This is a genomic window from Spirosoma foliorum (assembly GCF_014117325.1).
GTDB classification, from domain to species: domain Bacteria; phylum Bacteroidota; class Bacteroidia; order Cytophagales; family Spirosomataceae; genus Spirosoma; species Spirosoma foliorum.
Map to the genome: position 1 here is coordinate 7,074,873 of NZ_CP059732.1, position 18,015 is coordinate 7,092,887.

Consider the following 18,015-nt stretch of genomic DNA (forward strand, 5'->3'; position numbering starts at 1 on the left):
CTTTAATAATCAATCTAAAACGGAATAATACATTAGGATTTACCAAAAACACCTTTTATTTTTGACTAGCCTTTTTTGGGAGGAATAAGGCCACTTTATTAGATAAATACAATAATAAAACGGGGTTTTCACAATGTTATAGTCATAGTCAACTATGAACACAAACAAAAACAAGCATATCGTCGTCATTGGCAACGGTATGGTAGGCTACAAGTTCTGCGAAAAGCTAGTAGCCAAAGAAAAAAATGAGCACCGATTTACACTAACGGTTTTTGGGGAAGAACCACGTGTAGCCTACGATCGGGTTCACTTAAGCGCCTATTTCGATGGCAAAACGGCCGATGACCTGACGCTTACCCCCCAAAGCTGGTATGCCGAAAAGGGCATTACGCTCTACCTCACCGACCCGGTTATAGACATCGATCGGGAGCGAAAAGAAGTCCGTTCGCATCATGGTGTTGTAGTACCTTATGACTACCTGATATTAGCTACGGGATCGGGAGCCTTTGTTCCGCCGGTAGCGGGTGTAGAGAAAGACGGTGTCTTTGTTTACCGTACTATCGAAGACCTCGACCTCATTCAGTCTTACGCACGTAAGGCGCGTAAAGGAGCCGTTTTAGGGGGTGGTCTCTTAGGTCTGGAAGCTGCCAAAGCCTTACTCGATCTGGGTATGGAAGAAGCCCACGTCGTTGAGTTTGCTCCTCGATTGATGCCCCGCCAAATTGACGATGCGGGCTCGGGTATCCTGCAACGACAGCTTGAATCGCTGGGACTGAATATTCACCTGTCGAAAAGTACACAGGAAATTACGGGCGATGATTTCATTACGGGCATGCAGTTTTCCGATGGCTCGCGTCTGGATGTCGATATGCTGGTTATTTCGGCAGGGATTCGTCCGCGCGATGAGCTGGCAAAGTCGTCGGGACTGGATACACACCCGCGCGGGGGCATACTTGTCGATAACTTCCTGCAAACCTCCGACCCCGCCATTTTTGCCATTGGCGAATGTGCGGTTGTGCATCACATGATATACGGTCTGGTGGCTCCAGGTTATGAAATGGCCGAAGTAGTAGCCTCGCGCTTACTGGGCGAAGAAAAGGAGTTCAAGCCCTATGACATGTCTACGAAGCTCAAGCTTATCGGCACCGACGTAGGGTCGTTCGGTGATCCGTTCGCTTCAGAACCCAACTGCAAAACGGTGGTCTATGAAAATAAGGCAAAGGGTGTTTATAAACGGATCAATATATCGGCCGATGGAAAAGAGCTGTTGGGCGGGATTCTTGTTGGCGATGCCGAGCAGTATAATATGCTTCTGCAAACCTGCAAGAACAAGACCATTCTCCCACCCGACCCCGAAGACCTGATTCTGGGTTCACGGGGTGGCGAAGAAGCTGGTGCGGGCGTCATGGGCTTACCTGATGATGCGTTGATTTGCTCTTGCGAAGCGGTAACCAAGGCTATGCTTTGCCACGAGATTGGCGAGAATGGTCATGATACAGTCGACGCACTCAAGAAGGCCACCAAAGCCTGTACTGGTTGCGGAGGTTGTACGCCGATGGTGAAAGATATTATCCAGGGCGTACTGAAACAGAAGGGCGTTTACGTCCGAAATATCCTTTGCGAGCACTTCGATTTCACCCGGCAGGAACTGCTGGATCTGGTAAAAATCAATAACCTGAAAACGTTCAATGCCGTACTGGATCACATCGGCAAGGGCGACGGTTGCGAAGTCTGCAAACCCGCTCTTGCCTCGATTCTGGCAAGTCTCTGGAATGAGAACATTCTGGAAAAAGGCCGGGCTACCATTCAGGATTCCAACGATCGCTTTTTGGCTAATATTCAAAAAGGGGGTACGTATTCAGTAGTTCCACGCATTCCGGGTGGAGAAATTACGCCTGATAAATTGATCGTAATTGGGCAGGTCGCCAAAAAATATGGCCTTTATACCAAAATCACGGGCGGGCAACGGATTGATCTGTTCGGCGCACATGTCGGTGATTTACCCATCATCTGGGAAGAACTCATAGCCGCCGGTTTTGAGAGCGGCCATGCCTACGGGAAATCGCTACGCACCGTAAAAAGCTGCGTGGGTAGTACGTGGTGCCGTTATGGTGTACAGGACTCGGTTTCGTTCGCTATTGAAGTCGAGGAACGCTACAAGGGCGTCCGGTCTCCGCACAAAATCAAGTCGGGCGTATCGGGCTGCATCCGTGAATGTGCCGAAGCCCAGAGTAAAGACTTTGGGATCATCGCCACCGAAAAAGGCTGGAATCTATACGTTGGTGGCAATGGTGGTTCCAAACCTCAGCATGCCCAATTACTCGCTTCTGATGTGGACAAAGAAACCTGCATCCGCTACATCGACCGATTCCTGATGTTCTACATCAAAACCGCCGACCCGCTTACTCGTACTGCCACCTGGCTCAACAAACTGGAAGGTGGCATGACCTATTTGCGCGCCGTCGTTGTCGATGATGTACTGGGAATAGCCAGCGATCTGGAGCGTGAAATGCAACTATTGGTCGATACGTTCAAGTGCGAATGGAAAGAAGTGGTTGACAATCCAAACCTCCGCGCTCGCTTCACCCACTTTGTAAACGTACCCGAACAAAAAGACCCGACCATTCAATTCGATTCGTTGCGTGATCAGAAACGGGCAAAAGAGTGGGTTTAGCATTGAGTACTGGCGAACACTGGCGCGAGTTTAAACTCGTGCCAGTCAATGAAGTCAGCATTCGCTGACGCATATATTAGACGGAACGCCAGTGAATACTGGCAATATTATAGGCACGAGTTTAAACTCGCGCCTGTCAACATCTTATCAATGGAAACAAAGACAATACATAAAGACGAAATAACCTGGCATCCGGCCTGCAACACGGCCCACATTCCTGAAGATGGGGGCGCTTGCGTGCTACTGGGTGGGCGACAAATCGCCATTTTTAATTTTTCCCGTCGGGGCGAATGGTATGCGACGGAGAATGAGTGTCCGCACCGTCAGCAAATGGTTTTGTCGCGCGGTATGATCGGTACACAAAGCGATGAACCGAAGGTGGCCTGCCCATTTCATAAAAAGACATTTTCACTGAAAACGGGCGACTGCCTGAATGACGACGGCTATAAGATTGCGACTTTCCCGATAAAAGTAGTCGACGACATGGTGTATATTGGGGTGTAAACGTTTTCGGTATTTGGTTTTCGGTTTACAGTGGCTGACGCGAGAGCAACCTAGGATGCGTCAGCTACCGTAAACTGAAAACCAGATACCAAAAACCAAAAACGGATTCATGACTCAACTCGATCAACAGGTAGCTAGTCGACTAACCCGGTTTTATATGCTGGCACTCGCTGTCATAGCGGTGCTATCGTTGAGCGGGCTACTGTTCATCAAGCATACGATCAGCACACATTATGACGATAGTCGTATTCTGAACGTAGCCGGACGGCAGCGGATGTTGAGTCAGCGCCTGACCAAACTGGCTATGTTACGCATTGAGGGCATTACGACGGCCGATACGGTTTCCTTCGATTCGTTGCTTAACTCCTGGAGCCAGAGTCATATTCAGTTACGAAACGGCATGCTGCACATGGAAAAAAAGTATGTCGTCCGAAAGAGTAGTCGACTCGACAGCATGTTTACGCGTGTTGCTCCCGTATTCGAATCCATTTACCAGAGCTTTTCCCGTATCAACGACCCAAAACGTACGATTGAAGAGAAGAAGGCATCGCTTCAAATTATTCTGCGCGATGAGTTTTCGTTCATCCAGCAGATGAACGACATTGTTTTTCAGTTCGATACAGAAAGCTTTGATCAGGTAAAACGTCTTGAACAAATTGAATGGCTGCTCACCCTCGCTACCTTACTAACGCTACTGATTGAAGGGCTATTTATTTTCAGGCCGGTAGTTAATCATACCAGGCACGTGGTTCGTCGGCTGGCCCGATCAGAGAAAGCGTTACAGTTAGCCAATAATCATCTGGAAATCGCCAACCGGGAGCTGGAATCAACAAATCAGAATCTGGCAGCCTCGAACCGAAAACTCGTTGAAACTCAACAGGAACTGCTTCGTACTACCGAAGAAAAATACCAATTGCAGCTAGCCGAAGACACGGTTCGGTCGGCTGCACTGCTCGAAGGCCAGGAAGAAGAGCGACGGCGTTTTGCCCGTGAGCTGCATGATGGTATTGGCCAGATGCTTACGGGCCTGAAACTCCATGCCGAAAAACTAAAGGCGACTTCCTTTACTGATGAAAAGCAACGAGCCCGGTTCGCCGAACTTTGCGAGCTGATTGGTGATACGATTCAAACAACCCGGCAGGTTTCTTACAACCTAATGCCATCGACACTAAGTGATTTCGGACTGGGATCAACGTTGCAGCTCCTGGCCGAACAAACAACCCGATCTTCGGGCGTTTCTGTCGTTTTTACGGGTACTACTGATGCCAAACGGCTTAGCCCAGCTATGGAAATCGGGTTGTACCGTATTGTTCAGGAAGCTCTACATAATGCCCTGAAATATGCGGATGCACACAGTATAAAAATTAACTTGCAACAGAGTCCGCAAAAACTGCTGCTAACCATAGACGACGACGGAAAAGGGTTTGTTCTAAACGCATCACCCACCGACGATAAGCGACGATCAACAACGAATGGTCTTGAGAACATGCGCACTCGAACCCGTTTGCTCAATGGCGATTTTAGCATTAGCTCGAAACTCAAAAAAGGAACGAAAATCCGTGTCAGTGTCAACCTATCCGAAAATCTCACCTAACTATGTCGATACGAATTCTTATAACCGATGATCATTCTGTGGTCCGAAAAGGAATTCGGATGCTACTTGAAGATGAAGCCGACATCCAGATTGTTGGCGAAGCCTCAGATGGCGACGAGGCAGTCGAGTTGCTTTCCAGCATTCAGACGGATGTCTTGTTACTCGATATAACCATGCCTCGTATGTCGGGTATTGAAGCGCTCAAAGTCATTACACAGCAATACCCCAGGGTTAAAACAATTATGTTTAGTATGCATAATAACCCGGATTACATTATAAAAGCCGTCCAACACGGAGCCGCAGGTTATCTATTAAAAGATACGGGGCTGGAAGAAATCCTGCACGCCGTCCGGACGGTGCACACGGGAGATTTATACTATCCGCCCAGCGCTTCGTCTGTAATCATTCAGCATTTAGTATTACCAGGTGCAACCCAGCGCAAAGAGGGCGGAGCGACAGAGCCTTTGCGCGGATCGGTCTGGAATAAAATCACCTCCCGCGAGGCTCAGATCCTAACCTGCCTGATCGACGGGATGAGCAGTCCCGAAATTGCCAATCGATTCGGTATCAGTCCGAATACGGTTGCCAATCAACGAGCGAGTATTATCCGTAAAGCGGGCGTCAAAAATACCGTCGATTTAATTCGTATCGCGCTGGAAGAGAAAAGCAGGTACTAGACCTTGATAATCACATTTTTTCGGTACATCCACCAAAGAATACCGAACCAGATCAGTACAAATGTCAGTGCCCCTGCCAGCGATGCATTTTTCGGGTCAGCAAAATGTGGGGCAATAAAGGTTCGGTACAGATACTCTTTCGACCCGACTTCGGTACCATCGGGCTGAGTTACATGAATCAGGTTCATGATACGCGGAATAAGCCCTGACAAAAAGAACACTGTAATAGCATTGACACCAAAAGCGACAAACGGCAACACGCCCCGCTTATAGTGCTGTACATCGATCAGCCAGTAGCACAAAGCCAAACCAAGCATGGCGAGGCCGCCCGCTAAAAGCACGTATGAACTGGTCCAGAGGGCTTTGTTAATCGGAAAAAGGCCATCCCAGAGTAGCCCAAGCAATGTAAGTAGACAGCCTGTGGCAAAAAGCCAGGCTACTTTCTCGGCCGCCACCCGATTGCTTCGTAACCACGTTCCGGTTAGCAGACCCAGTAAGCCCGTTCCAATGGCGGGTAGTGTACTTAGCAACCCCTCAGGGTCCCAAACTTTCGCGGGTTTGTATACGTGCGCAGGGGTTAGAATGATTCGGTCGAACCAGGCAGCCAAATTAGTTTCGGGTTCGAGATTGGCATACCCTACGCCCGGCACCGGAATAACCGTCATCAGGAACCAGTATCCCAAAACAATGCCGCAAAAAATATAGACTTGCTGACGAGGAGTTGTCTTCAGTAAAATAAGCGAACAGGCCAGATAAACCACGGCAATCCGCTGTAAAACACCCGGAATCCGAACGATTGTGATATCAAACTTCGGGAAGAAATTCAGAAACAGACCCAGCAAAAACAGCGTCACGCTCCGTTTGACAATCTTCCCGATTACACCCTTTTCCATTCCACCAGTTCGCCCCAGCGCAAAAGTGATCGACACGCCAACAATGAACAAAAAGAACGGAAAAATTAAATCGGTGGGCGTCCAGCCATTCCAGGATGCATGCTCAAGAGGTGCATAAATATTCCCCCAATCACCAGGATTATTGACTGTAACCATAGCTGCGACAGTCAGCCCCCGAAAGAAATCAAGTGAGAGCAACCGTGATGAAGCGGTTGGGATTGTACCTACGGGCTTTAGCCCGTATTTATCTGCACTAATTTCAAATTCCGTCGTTTTCATATAGCATCCCCAGATCAAAATCCTTCGCTAAGATACGTATACGGCCACTCCTTCCAGTCATTCACTAAACCAGCTTTAACAGGATTCTGCAACGTATAATTTATGATCCGCTTTAACTCTGCGGCATCACGTACATAATGATCATAACTTTCTGGTTGCCAGAATGCACCTGAACGACCCAATAGGCGATTAGCCTCAAACGCTGAACCGCCCTTAATTAACCTCAGGGTCTGATACAATTGGCGATAGTTGTCTGTTGTGATGGCCTCATCTGGTTCTAGCGTATCCAGTTGATTGGCGGTATCAACTACCAAATGTATATGATTTGGCATGATGCAATAGGCGAGTAATTCATACCCTTTTCCGTCAATGTCTTTAATTCGCTTAGCCAGCGCATCAGCAACAAGTGGATTCTTAAGCCAGTCATAACCATACTGGCAAGCATCTAATGTTCGCTCAATACGGGCAAAGTACTTTTTTTGCTCCCGATAAACTTCGTCTGAAATCCCATCTGCATTTTTCTCCTTCATGGCTTTTATCACTCGATCCCGTTCGGCGATAAACTCCCGAACAACAGCAGCCGGAAGCGAGCCTTTCAAACAGAAAGTCACAAAAAAAGAAGCCCCAACATATTGAAGATGGGGCAGATTACGCGCATATTCTATCTTCATCATCAAGTTACGAGTTTAGTCCCAACTTCCTGACTCTGACGAACAAAGAAAAATATGTAACGTTGAACGTACCCACGGGCTGCAGCCCGTGAATGTTGTAAAAAAGATATTTTATAAATAAAATCACGGGCTGCAGCCCGTAGGTACGTTATCAACCAAAAACCTTCTCCAGCTTTTTCTCTAAATCTTTCTCCAGTTTCAACAAGCCCTCTGTATTCGAGAGATAGGTCAACGCCCGATGGTGCCGGAGATCGAACGGAATGTCACCAGTCGATTGCGTGATTGGAATGACCAGTTTACCAAGTGTATGTGCGACGCCGGTTTCGTAAAACACATTCGGGTTTCGGTCGGTGAAATCGGTGATAACCGCTTTTGACGTAAAAATCAGATCAAATACGTCCTGAATCAGAATACTATTGTCCCAAATACTGTCGGCCCGTTTGCATTCGATACCAAGTCGGGCGCATACATTCTGAATGGCCACATAGGTACCCAAAAACCGGCTCTCAAACGGCATCATTACTGATAACAGATTCGACTCAACTGATTTCACGGGCACGCGAAACACATCAGGCGCAAACGTAATGACTCGCTCGGGCACAACGGTTTGAACCGTCGAGATAAACTCCGGCAATTCCCGAATTGACCGATGCATCGTCGATTTTTTGGCTTCAACAAATCGTTCGATCTCGTACAGATTACTGGTGCTTTCGCTAATCAGTTTCGATAAAACCTGTAAACTATTTCCCTCATAATCATCATCCTTAAAATCCAGACTACGAAATAGTCGGGGATGATCTTCGATTATTTCGAGACTATCCGTCAAATAACCAACCTTGATCCAGTCCGACTTAGTGAAGTGATCCTGGATAAATTCATGCAGCGCAAAAAGTCGAAATGTTCTCTGGCTATTCTGTCTGGTCATATCACTAAAAAGGAGGTCGTTGGTGTTTGAATTATAATACAACTACAATATAAATATGCAAGTATATTCAATTTTTGTATTACAACTTATCTACACTCTAATTTTTTAACGACTTATTCTTTCCCACGAGACTTTAGTTACTATAGATTCAGCAAGATATAGCCATAAAAAAACACCCTATAAATTGCTAGAAGACAATTTGTAGGGTGTTTACTAATTAACTTTTCTACCTAAAACCGCCAGCGTACAAATGCTTCCATGGCTTCGTACTCAGCTAAACCGAGTCGGTTGTACAAACCGGCCGTAGCACTGTTTCGCTCTTCGGCCCGTTGCCAGAACTCCCGCGAATCGGTGCCCTGATACACAACGCCATCTTTCTGCGACTGGTGTTTGAAAATACCCAATCGCTTTTTCATGACCTGATCCGGCGACATTGGTACAGCCATTTCAATTTCGTGAATATCCCACTCGGCCCAGGCACCGCGATAGAGCCAAACCCAGCAGTCTTTCATGAAATTCTTATGTTTTAACCGACGAACCGATTCCAGGATAGCATCTAAACAAACTTTATGCGTTCCGTGTGGATCGGCAAGATCACCCGCGGCATAGATCTGATGCGGTTTCACTTCCTCAATCAGCGCCATCGTAATCTTGATATCTTCTTCGCTAAGCGGCTTTTTGGCCACTTTTCCCGTTTCGTAGAACGGCATATTCATAAAGTGTGCATTCTCAACCGGGATACCTACAAACCGGCAAGTCGATTTAGCCTCGCCCATCCGAATCAGGCCTTTCACATAGCGCACCTCAGCGGTGTCCATTTCGGAGTCTTTTTTCTCCCGTAACGACGCTGCGGCATCCTGGAAAATTCGGGTTGCTTCGGGGCTTTTAATCCCGAATTTCGTGTTAAAATCCACGACATAATCCGCGAAACGGAGTGCTTCATCATCGGCAACGGCAATGTTCCCAGACGTCTGATAGCCAATATGCACCTCATGCCCCTGATCGCGCAGGCGCTGGAAGGTTCCGCCCATCGAGATAATATCATCATCGGGGTGAGGGCTGAAAATCAGGCAGCGTTTGTGAGCAGGCAACGCCCGTTCAGGACGGTTGGTGTCATCAGCATTGGGTTTACCACCTGGCCAACCGGTAATGGTGTGCTGAAGCTGGTTGAAAACGTCGATGTTGATATCATATGCCTGACCATATTGGGCAAGCAGATCGCTCATACCATTGTCGTTATAATCGCGGTCGGTTAGCTTCAGAACGGGTTTCCCGAGCGTTAGCGACAAATAAGTGACTGCCTTTTTCTTCATCTTGTTGTCCCAAACAACCGAATCCACCAACCAGGGCGTTTTCATGCGGGTCAACTCCGAAGCAGCAGCCTCATCAATTACAAATAAGGCATTCGGGTGCGTTTGCAGATACGATGCCGGATTTAGTTCAGTCACCAGACCTTCTACAGCCCCCCGAATAACGGGTGCTTTCCGCTCACCCCAGGCCAGCAAAACCACTCGCCGGGCACCCAGAATACTCGAAACACCCATCGTAATAGCTTTACGAGGTGTTTTAGGCAGACCACCAAAATCAACTGAAGCGGCAGCCCGTGTCGAGTTATCGAGCATCATCAATCGCGTGTGCGAATTGATCAATGAGCCCGGTTCGTTAAAGCCAATGTGGCCATTACCACCAATACCCAGCAGTTGGAAATCCAGGCCACCAGCGGCTTCAATTTCAGCTTCATATTCCTTCGTAAACTCCGCGACCTTATCAGTCCGAAGCGTTCCGTCTGGAACATGGTAATTTCCGGCAGGAATATCGACATGGTCGAACAGTTGCTCCCGCATAAAACGCCAGTAGCTTTGCAGGGAGTCGGGCTCCATCGGGTAATATTCGTCCAGATTGAACGATACCACATTGTGAAAACTCAGGCCTTCTTCCCGGTGCATGCGAATCAGTTCAGCATAAACCGTTTTGGGCGAAGAACCCGTTGCCAACCCCAGAACACAAGGCTTTCCTTCGCTTTGTTTCTGGCGAATCAAATCAGCAATTTCCTGAGCCACAGCCCGCGATGCATCCTTAGCATCAGCGTAGATGTGAGTTGGAATTTTTTCGTAAGTGATGGCGGCCTGAATGGGGCCACCGGTAGGGGTTGTTCCTGGCAATTGGCCGTCCGGATTGTCAAGCAGAGTGGACTCCGTAATCATGATGCGCTATGCGGAGAAAAGATGAGACGCCACAAAGGTCGAAAAAATTCGGCTAGTTTTCAGGTATTTTACGGACTAAGCTCAATATTTTAAATTTTTTTATAAACTCCCCTTCTCCGTACAATTCTTAACTCCGCGCCAGCGTATCGGCCTCGGTTGCAATGATCAGCGAGTTAAGCCCATTCTGCTCTGTAATGATCCGGTGCGCTTCAGGATAATGAATGGCTCTGACCTGATCTTGAAACATCAGACGCAGTAATTCGCTGTAAATGTGTTGCTTCTCATCGCCAAAGCCGAATCGAAGTTCAATTTGCTGGTAGGCATCGAACTCTTTATGCCGACCACGTAACGGCCGATCTTTCCCGCCAATATTGGCCGTTACATTTAGTTGAGCGCCCGGAAAGAGTTCCATCAATGCCCGCGTTGTTTCTTCATCGACTACACAGCGCATAATCATCCGGGTTGGAACCCATTCGAATAGGGTAATATCGCCCCGTTCAAACAGCAGCCGCATTTCCTGACGATCCATCCGGCCAGTTTGGGTGAAACCGTGATAAAAATTAACCAGCTTCTTACCCGTTTCCTCATTGCCATATTCGACCGTTGCCTGCACCTGATCTTCAATATCTTTGCTGTTCGGGCGTTTTACAACCTGCGACGCTTTAAGGGTTCCATCACCCAACCAACCCGTAAACATGTCGAAGAAGTGAACACCGTGTTCGATGAAAATGCCTCCCGATTTCGTGCGATCCCAGAACCAGTGTTCGGGCGAAAGGCCTTCATCGCCTGCATAGTTTTCAAAATAGCCATGCAGGAAATCGCCTAACAAGTTTTTATCAATCAGATGCTTGACCCTAGCGAACATCGGGTTATAGCGCTGCATCAGGTTGGTTACCATCAGCAACCCTTTTTCCCGCGCCGTCTCGATCATTTCTCGACCTTGCTCCGGATTCATGGCCAGCGGTTTCTCGCAAATGACGTGTTTTCCGGCATTCAGGGCCAGCATAGCCTGCTCGTAATGCATAAACGGAGGGGTAGCAATATAGACCAGATCGACGTCAGGATGATTGACCAATTCGTCGATACTCGCCAAGGTCTCGGCACCAAACCGTTTAGCAGCCACAATAGACTCCTCTCGTTTTGAGCCAGCAATGGCAACTAATTTTGTATGTGGAGTCTGTAAAAATTGCTGAACGGCGAACAATCCGAAGCCCCCCATACCAATAACGCCAAGCCCAATTGTGCGGTCTTCCGATGCAGTTGTTTTCATGATATTGTGTGTTGTATTCACAAAAACAACTGCCAAAACGGGTTTATGTTAGGAAAAGAAGACTTTCGAGCTCGCTCATCGCTTAAATTAGTCGAGCACTCGTCTCCAATAGATCATCGGCTTGGCAGTTTCAATTGTCTCGTTTCGGTCGGGCCAAACGAATTCACTTTGTAGGCTTTCATCCCGCTGATACCCCCGTTTTGTCCAGAAATTATCAAGGGGCTGGTAGTTTGCCGGACGAAGTGGATGATCCGCAGGGCGGTGTACGGCGCAAAAGCAAGTCATTGTATAGTGGCCAAACTGTCGGGCGTGGGCTTCGCGCTCATCAAAAAACTTCTTACCTAAGCCAAGACCCCGGTAAGCAGGCAACAGAATACTTTCTCCGAAATAGAATACCGTATCAAGATCGTAACCTGCTTTCAGAAAAGGAGCTTGTACGTCGGCAGTTTCGTCTCGTAAGGGCAAAGCTGTGGTGGCGCCAACCATCTGATCTCCATCGTAAACCGCAAACAGAAATGACCGTTCAGCACGAGTATAGGTTTCCAGATAGGTTTTCTCATACTCGACCGTTCCCTTATACAAATACGGGAAGTCGTAAAAAACAGCGATCCGCAAGGCCGCTAAGTCGTCGAAGACAGTTCGGAAATCTGGGCCTGTTAATCGGCGGAAGGTTAGGTTGTTATTTGGCAATGGAAGATAGAGACTAGGTGCGTCTGGCGCGAGTATTTACCGCTCGGGCGGCCCCGTCGTGCCTGTTCATGAAGTCAGCATTCGCTGACGTGTTATAGATAGAACGCCAGTGAATACTGGCTATATGAACAGGCACGACGGGGCCGCCCGAGCGGTAAATACTCGCGCCAGTGTCAACTTATTACCCAAGTACCAATGACTCCCAGAGGGGTAGATTGTAGTAAGTTGTAACGCGGGTAATTAGGCCATCGGCAACTTCAAGGAACGAGCCAGCGGGCAATACATAAGTTTGACCGGTAGCTGCGGGCAAATCGCCGTCCGTTTTTTTATAGACCCCATTCACAACAAATTCGCAGGCAGCCCGTGTTCCGGTGGGTTCGGTCATAACAACGATATCGGTCAGGGTTTCGTCGTAGCAGTCGTCCATATGTTGAAGAAACTGGCTAAATACGTCTTTACCGATGCGTGTGGCTCCCTGATTGCTGTCGTGGCGAACTTCTGGGTGAAGCAGGCTGAGCATGGTTTCCCAATCTTTGCGATTAAAAGCGTCGTAATAGCGTGAAACAGTATCGAGAGCAGTCATAAAAAGCGTTTTTGGCAAAGATAAGTATTAACCACAGAGGCAGGGAGATCAAAAGAAGAACTCAAACAAAATTCAGATTGCCGTTGATCAGCGCTTTCTGGTAGTTCACCGTATCGAACTGATATAGATAGGGAGACTTATGCGCTCCGCCCGTCCGCCGTTCGTCTAAGCGGGTTAGAACACTCAACCCGGTTATTTTTTTATGAAAATTTCGGGCATCCAAAGGGCGCCCTAAAACGGCTTCATAGAGTCGCTGCAACTCAGGTATGGTGAATTTTTCGGGCATCAGATTGAGCCCAATGGGCTGCCAGTTCAATTGAAGGCGAAGCGTTTTCAGGGCTACCTCAATAATATGTTGATGGTCATACAGCAACGACGGCAGTTCACTAATATCCCACCAACAGCATTCGTCCGACATAAAATCGGCGGTCGGCATCACCTTCGTATAGTCGACCAGCGCGTAGTAGCCCATCGAAATTGTCCGGTCGGGCCAGTTAATGCCGTATTTCATGGGCATTTTTAACCGTTGCCAGGTATCCTCAATATCATACCGAACCGCATCACCGAATAGGTGAAACTGTTGCAGAAATAGTTGATCCAGACCCGTTCGCTCGCGCAGTACCCGCCCGGCGGCCGTATCGACCGACTCATTTTTGTATATAAATCCCCCCGGTAGACTCCACTCGTTTGTGTCTTTCCACTTCAACAGCAGCACTTTAAGCCGGGTATCGTGAAATCCGAAAATAACGCAATCGAGCGATAGGCCAGATACGCACTCTTCGGTTACTCGTTCATAGTAAGTCCGTAATTGGTCAATGTAAGTCATACAGAATAGTAAAACTTTCGCTGCATTATTTTTACTTGTCACTATCAGAGCAAGCTACTTAATAAATTAGCTTGTCTGTTGATTTAGTAAAAATCGTATCTTTCCTAATAGAATGGACCGCAGATTTTCAAAATCTGTGTGATCAAGAATGATCCAAAGATCATAACTACTCATAAAAATTATAAAAATCAGCGTTCTAGATTTCATTCAATCCTTATCCGTAATTGGCGATGGCATCCCTAAAATTGACAATTAATAATCAGCCACATACCATTGACGCAGATCCGGAGATGCCATTGCTATGGGCTATTCGTGATGTGGTTGGCCTGACAGGCACCAAGTTCGGTTGTGGTATTGCACAATGTGGCGCTTGTACCGTCCATTTAGATGGTAATCCAACTCGCTCGTGCAGCGTTCCGGTATCGGCAGTTGTTGGGCAGAAAATAACGACGATCGAAGGACTCTCTAAAAACGGCGACCATCCGGTACAGAAAGCATGGATTGAACATCAGGTACCCCAATGCGGCTATTGCCAGTCGGGACAAATCATGTCGGCGGCAGCATTGCTGAAACAAACGCCCAAACCAACCGACGAAGATATCGACATCGCTATGCAGGGAAATATCTGCCGCTGTGGCACCTACGACCGTATTCGGAAAGCCATTCATACGGCTTCATCCGAGATGCAATCAGCCCCTAAAATGCCAAAATCTACGCCTAAAATCGGGAAGCGATGAGCCAGAAACCTACCACTAGCAACACCAATACATCCCGGCGGTCTTTTTTAAAAGCAGCTGGCCTGACCGGAGCGGCTTTTGCCCTTGGTTTACCTACAGCCGAAGGCTTTACCAGCCCCGTTCTGAACCTGAGCGCCTTACCGGAATCCGTTGAGCTAACGCCCTATATTATTATTGAAAAATCGGGACGGATAACAATCATGAACCCTCGACCCGAAATTGGTCAGGGCACCTATCAATCCGTGCCAGCCATGATTGCCGAAGAACTCGAAGTTCCTCTGGACAAGGTTATTATCCGCCAAACGGGCGGTGAGGCCAAATACGGGGGAATGTGGTCGCAAGCCGTAGGGGGCAGCGGCTCGATTCGGGGTGGCTACACGCAGATGCGTAAAGTGGGCGCATCGGCCCGCGAAATGCTGATTAAAGCCGCCAGCGATCAATGGAGTGTACCCGTCGATGAATGTTTCGCCGAGAATGCGACTGTTGTCCACAAACCAACGGGCAAAAAGCTTACCTATGGGCAACTAGCCGAGCCAGCCGCCAAACTCCCGGTTCCGAAAGAACCGAAGCTAAAAGACCCGAAGCAGTTTACGATGCTGGGCAAATCGATGCCCCGGCCCGACGTCCCGCTAAAAGTAGTTGGAAAAGCCAACTTCGGTATGGATGCCAAAGTACCCGGCATGGTATACGCGTCCATCGAGCGCTGCCCGGTATTAGGCAGTAAACTGGTAAGTTTTGATGCTGCTCAGACGCTGAAAGTCAAAGGTGTTCAGAAGGCCGTGAAGGTAGAGCGAGTCGTTGGTAAAAATCGCTACGAAGGTGTGGCCGTTATCGCTGATAATTACTGGGCCGCCTTACAGGGTCGTAAAGCTTTGAAGGTGAAATGGGATCATCAGGGACACGATACTTTCCAATCAGCTGATTTCGAAAAAAATCTTCGGGAATTAGCTAAATCCGATGGCGTCGTTGGCCATAACGCAGGTGATTTCGACAAGACATTTGCCGACGCTCCCACGAAACTCGATGCCCTCTACGAAACGCCCATCGTGAGTCACTCGCCGATGGAGCCGATGAACGCGTTGGCCCATTATCAGCCGGGCGAATCCACGCCGGGCGACAAGATTGAATTATGGGTATCATCGCAGGGCGGTGATTTGGTTAGAGATGAAGTGGCAAAAATATTGAAAGTCCCTGCCGACAATATTACCGTACACATTATGTTCAATGGTGGAGGATTTGGCCGTCGGCTCACGCAGGATTTTGCTACTGAAGCCGCTCTACTTTCCAAAACCATTGGCAAGCCTGTTAAAGTCGTCTGGACCCGGGAAGATGATACCCAGATGGGACCATTCCGACCGATGACCTATTCGGCCATGCGTGGAGCCTTATCGGCAGATGGAAAAGCGGTAGCCTTCCAACACAAAGTCATCTCGCCCTCGATTGACGCGACGATGAACGAGAAATATGATAAGACCAAGCCCGACGGCACCATGCTTGAAGGCACCAACGAGCAGAAATACGAAATTCCAAACCTGAATACCCGTTACGTTCACGCCGAAACGCACATTCCGCTAACGTACTGGCGATCGGTAACAAGTTCGACGCTGGCGTTTGCGCATGAGTGCTTTCTGGACGAAATGGCCCATAAAGCGGGTCAAGATCCGCTGGCTTTCCGGCTGTCGATGCTGTCGAAAGAATCTGATGCGAAACGGGTGCTGACAAAACTGAAAGAAGTATCAGGTTGGGACAAACCACTCCCGGCTGGTAAAGGGCGCGGTGTTGCTCAATGGGAATTTTTCGCAGGGCTGGCTGGCCAGGTTGTCGAAGTCACGAAAAACAAGTCTGGGGGTGTTAGGGTTGATAAGGTCTATTGTGTTATTGACTTAGGTACCGTTGTTAATCCAGATACCGTAAAAGCGCAGGTTGAAGGCGCTATTGCAATGGCGCTAACAGCGGCAACCAAAGACGGTATCACGTTCGAAAATGGGCGAGCTGTTCAGAAAAACTTTGACGCCAATCGGATGTTACGCATTAACGAAATGCCTGCGATTGAGGTACATATTTTAGCCGAAGGCGGTCCGACAATCAAAGGCGTTGGCGAACCGGGTTTACCACCGTTAGCCCCCGCCTTAGCCAATGCCGTTTTTGCTGCAACCGGTAAACGCATCCGCCGATTACCATTTGATTTAGAGAAGGTATAAGTAAAGGTATTCGGTTTTCAGTTTACGGTATTCGGTTGGCTGACGCGTCACTATTTCTTGCGTCAGCCAACCAAATACCGTAAACTGAAAACCGTAAACTAAGTGCTATGAAAGAAATAAGCCGTATCGTTGAGGTTTTTGAGCAGGTTGATTTCAGCCAGCGAAAGGCCGCTTTGGCAACCGTCGTGTGGGTTGAAGGGTCGTCTTATCGGCGTCCTGGTGCGCGTATGCTCATTACCGACGACGGTCGCTGGGAGGGTGCCATTAGTGGTGGCTGTCTGGAAGGAGACGCGTTACGGAAGGCCCGGCAGGTCATGCTCGATGGCCAACCGATTGTGGTGACCTATGATACAATGGATGACGGAGCGAATAGCTTCGGGGTTGGGCTTGGCTGCAATGGCATTATTGATGTGCTGATTGAGCCAATCGACCCCAGTAGCTCACAAAATCCGATTACACTACTGAAAGAGTTTACCCAAAAACGCGACGTCCGGGCGTTGGCTACCGTTCTGAAAAGCGATGAGTTTTCAGGGCTGGCCCCAGGTAATCGGTTTGTGCTCACCGAAGAAACTACCGCATCTATTCCAGACTGGCTCTATGACGACATGCAAAGTGTGTTCAGCTCAGGCAAGCCTTTAACACGCGCTTATTCTGTACAATCGGGCAGCGCCGAATTATTCATCGAGCGGATTGATCCGGGCATTGAATTGGTCATTTTCGGCGCTGGTTACGACGTTATTCCTGTAGCAAAGCTGGCCCGCGACCTTGGCTGGCAGGTGACCGTTACCGACGATTGTATCGCCCATTTATCGCCCAAACGATTTCCGGCTGCTACCTGTGTGCTCTATTCCGACCGACAGGCAGTTATTGATCAACTTACGATTACCAATCGCACAGCTGCCGTGCTGATGTCGCACAATTTCAACTACGACAAAGCCGTACTCGAAAAGCTACTCGCGACTGACGTTCCTTATATTGGGATGCTAGGTCCCCGCAAACGATTCGATAAGATGCAGGACGAGTTCAAAAAAGACGGTGTGCAGTTTAGTAATTCCTCATTAAATCGAGTTCATGCCCCTATCGGACTGGATTTAGGTGCCGAAACACCGGATGAAATTGCCCTCTCCATTATGGCCGAGATTAAAGCATTTTTTACCAAAGGCGCAGCTGGCTTTCTGAAAGATAAGTCCGGCCCTATTCACGAACGGTTATCTGGCAATTCATTGAATCATGGTCGGCAGACTATGTTTGACTCTGATTCCATGAACGTAGATATTGCCATTTAAG

General features: G+C 48.4%; 15 protein-coding genes. 7 read left to right on the top strand and 8 right to left on the bottom strand.

The features are described 5' to 3' along the window. The first annotated feature begins 154 nt into the window (after positions 1-154). The 4 genes from nirB (at position 155) to H3H32_RS29750 (ending at position 5,449) form a co-directional block, all read left to right on the top strand. Entirely contained in the window at positions 155-2,674 is a 2,520-nt protein-coding gene (gene nirB / locus H3H32_RS29735) for a nitrite reductase large subunit NirB (protein WP_182459346.1), read from the top strand. A gap of 150 nt (positions 2,675-2,824) precedes the next feature. Then, positions 2,825-3,178: a nitrite reductase small subunit NirD gene (gene nirD / locus H3H32_RS29740; RefSeq protein ID WP_182459347.1), complete on the top strand. Its 354-nt coding sequence runs from the start codon at positions 2,825-2,827 to the stop codon at positions 3,176-3,178. Positions 3,179-3,287: 109 nt separating this feature from the next. Beyond that, entirely contained in the window at positions 3,288-4,772 is a 1,485-nt protein-coding gene (locus H3H32_RS29745; protein ID WP_182459348.1) for an ATP-binding protein, read from the top strand. Positions 4,773-4,774: 2 nt separating this feature from the next. After that, positions 4,775-5,449: a response regulator transcription factor gene (locus H3H32_RS29750; protein WP_182459349.1), complete on the top strand. Its 675-nt coding sequence runs from the start codon at positions 4,775-4,777 to the stop codon at positions 5,447-5,449. On the opposite strand, the gene H3H32_RS29755 is transcribed toward H3H32_RS29750, so the two are convergent. The 8 genes from H3H32_RS29755 to H3H32_RS29790 all read right to left on the bottom strand — a co-directional run bounded on the left by H3H32_RS29755 (position 5,446) and on the right by H3H32_RS29790 (position 13,790). Next, positions 5,446-6,621 (bottom strand): acyltransferase family protein, encoded by a 1,176-nt coding sequence (locus H3H32_RS29755; RefSeq protein ID WP_182459350.1) that lies wholly within the window; start codon positions 6,619-6,621, stop codon positions 5,446-5,448. The genes H3H32_RS29750 and H3H32_RS29755 overlap by 4 nt on opposite strands. Positions 6,622-6,635: 14 nt before the next feature. Beyond that, positions 6,636-7,295: a transposase gene (locus tag H3H32_RS29760; RefSeq protein ID WP_220472571.1), complete on the bottom strand. Its 660-nt coding sequence runs from the start codon at positions 7,293-7,295 to the stop codon at positions 6,636-6,638. Between the two features lie 148 nt (positions 7,296-7,443). Beyond that, positions 7,444-8,217, bottom strand: a complete 774-nt coding sequence (locus H3H32_RS29765) for a hypothetical protein (RefSeq protein ID WP_182459351.1) — start codon at positions 8,215-8,217, stop codon at positions 7,444-7,446. A gap of 230 nt (positions 8,218-8,447) precedes the next feature. Further along, positions 8,448-10,421: a glucosamine-6-phosphate deaminase gene (gene nagB, locus H3H32_RS29770; RefSeq protein ID WP_182459352.1), complete on the bottom strand. Its 1,974-nt coding sequence runs from the start codon at positions 10,419-10,421 to the stop codon at positions 8,448-8,450. A 127-nt stretch (positions 10,422-10,548) separates the two neighbouring features. Further along, entirely contained in the window at positions 10,549-11,691 is a 1,143-nt protein-coding gene (locus H3H32_RS29775) for a Gfo/Idh/MocA family protein (RefSeq protein ID WP_182459353.1), read from the bottom strand. A gap of 87 nt (positions 11,692-11,778) precedes the next feature. After that, positions 11,779-12,381, bottom strand: a complete 603-nt coding sequence (locus tag H3H32_RS29780) for a GNAT family N-acetyltransferase (protein ID WP_182459354.1) — start codon at positions 12,379-12,381, stop codon at positions 11,779-11,781. Positions 12,382-12,562: 181 nt separating this feature from the next. Beyond that, positions 12,563-12,964 (bottom strand): ketosteroid isomerase-related protein, encoded by a 402-nt coding sequence (locus H3H32_RS29785; RefSeq protein WP_182459355.1) that lies wholly within the window; start codon positions 12,962-12,964, stop codon positions 12,563-12,565. Positions 12,965-13,025: 61 nt separating this feature from the next. After that, a complete protein-coding gene (locus H3H32_RS29790) occupies positions 13,026-13,790 on the bottom strand; it encodes an NUDIX hydrolase (RefSeq protein WP_182459356.1) in 765 nt (254 codons plus the stop codon). A 230-nt stretch (positions 13,791-14,020) separates the two neighbouring features. Here H3H32_RS29790 and H3H32_RS29795 point away from each other — a divergent pair, with 230 nt between their 5' ends. The 3 genes from H3H32_RS29795 (at position 14,021) to H3H32_RS29805 (ending at position 18,014) form a co-directional block, all read left to right on the top strand. Continuing rightward, entirely contained in the window at positions 14,021-14,527 is a 507-nt protein-coding gene (locus tag H3H32_RS29795; RefSeq protein WP_182459357.1) for a (2Fe-2S)-binding protein, read from the top strand. Continuing rightward, positions 14,524-16,728 carry a xanthine dehydrogenase family protein molybdopterin-binding subunit gene (locus H3H32_RS29800; protein WP_182459358.1) on the top strand — a complete coding sequence of 735 codons (2,205 nt, stop codon included), beginning with the start codon at positions 14,524-14,526 and terminating at the stop codon, positions 16,726-16,728. The genes H3H32_RS29795 and H3H32_RS29800 overlap by 4 nt, the downstream gene beginning before the upstream one ends. A 107-nt stretch (positions 16,729-16,835) precedes the next feature. Next, on the top strand, positions 16,836-18,014 hold the full coding sequence (locus tag H3H32_RS29805; protein ID WP_182459359.1) for an XdhC family protein: 1,179 nt from the start codon (positions 16,836-16,838) through the stop codon (positions 18,012-18,014). The last annotated feature ends 1 nt before the right edge of the window (position 18,015 follow it).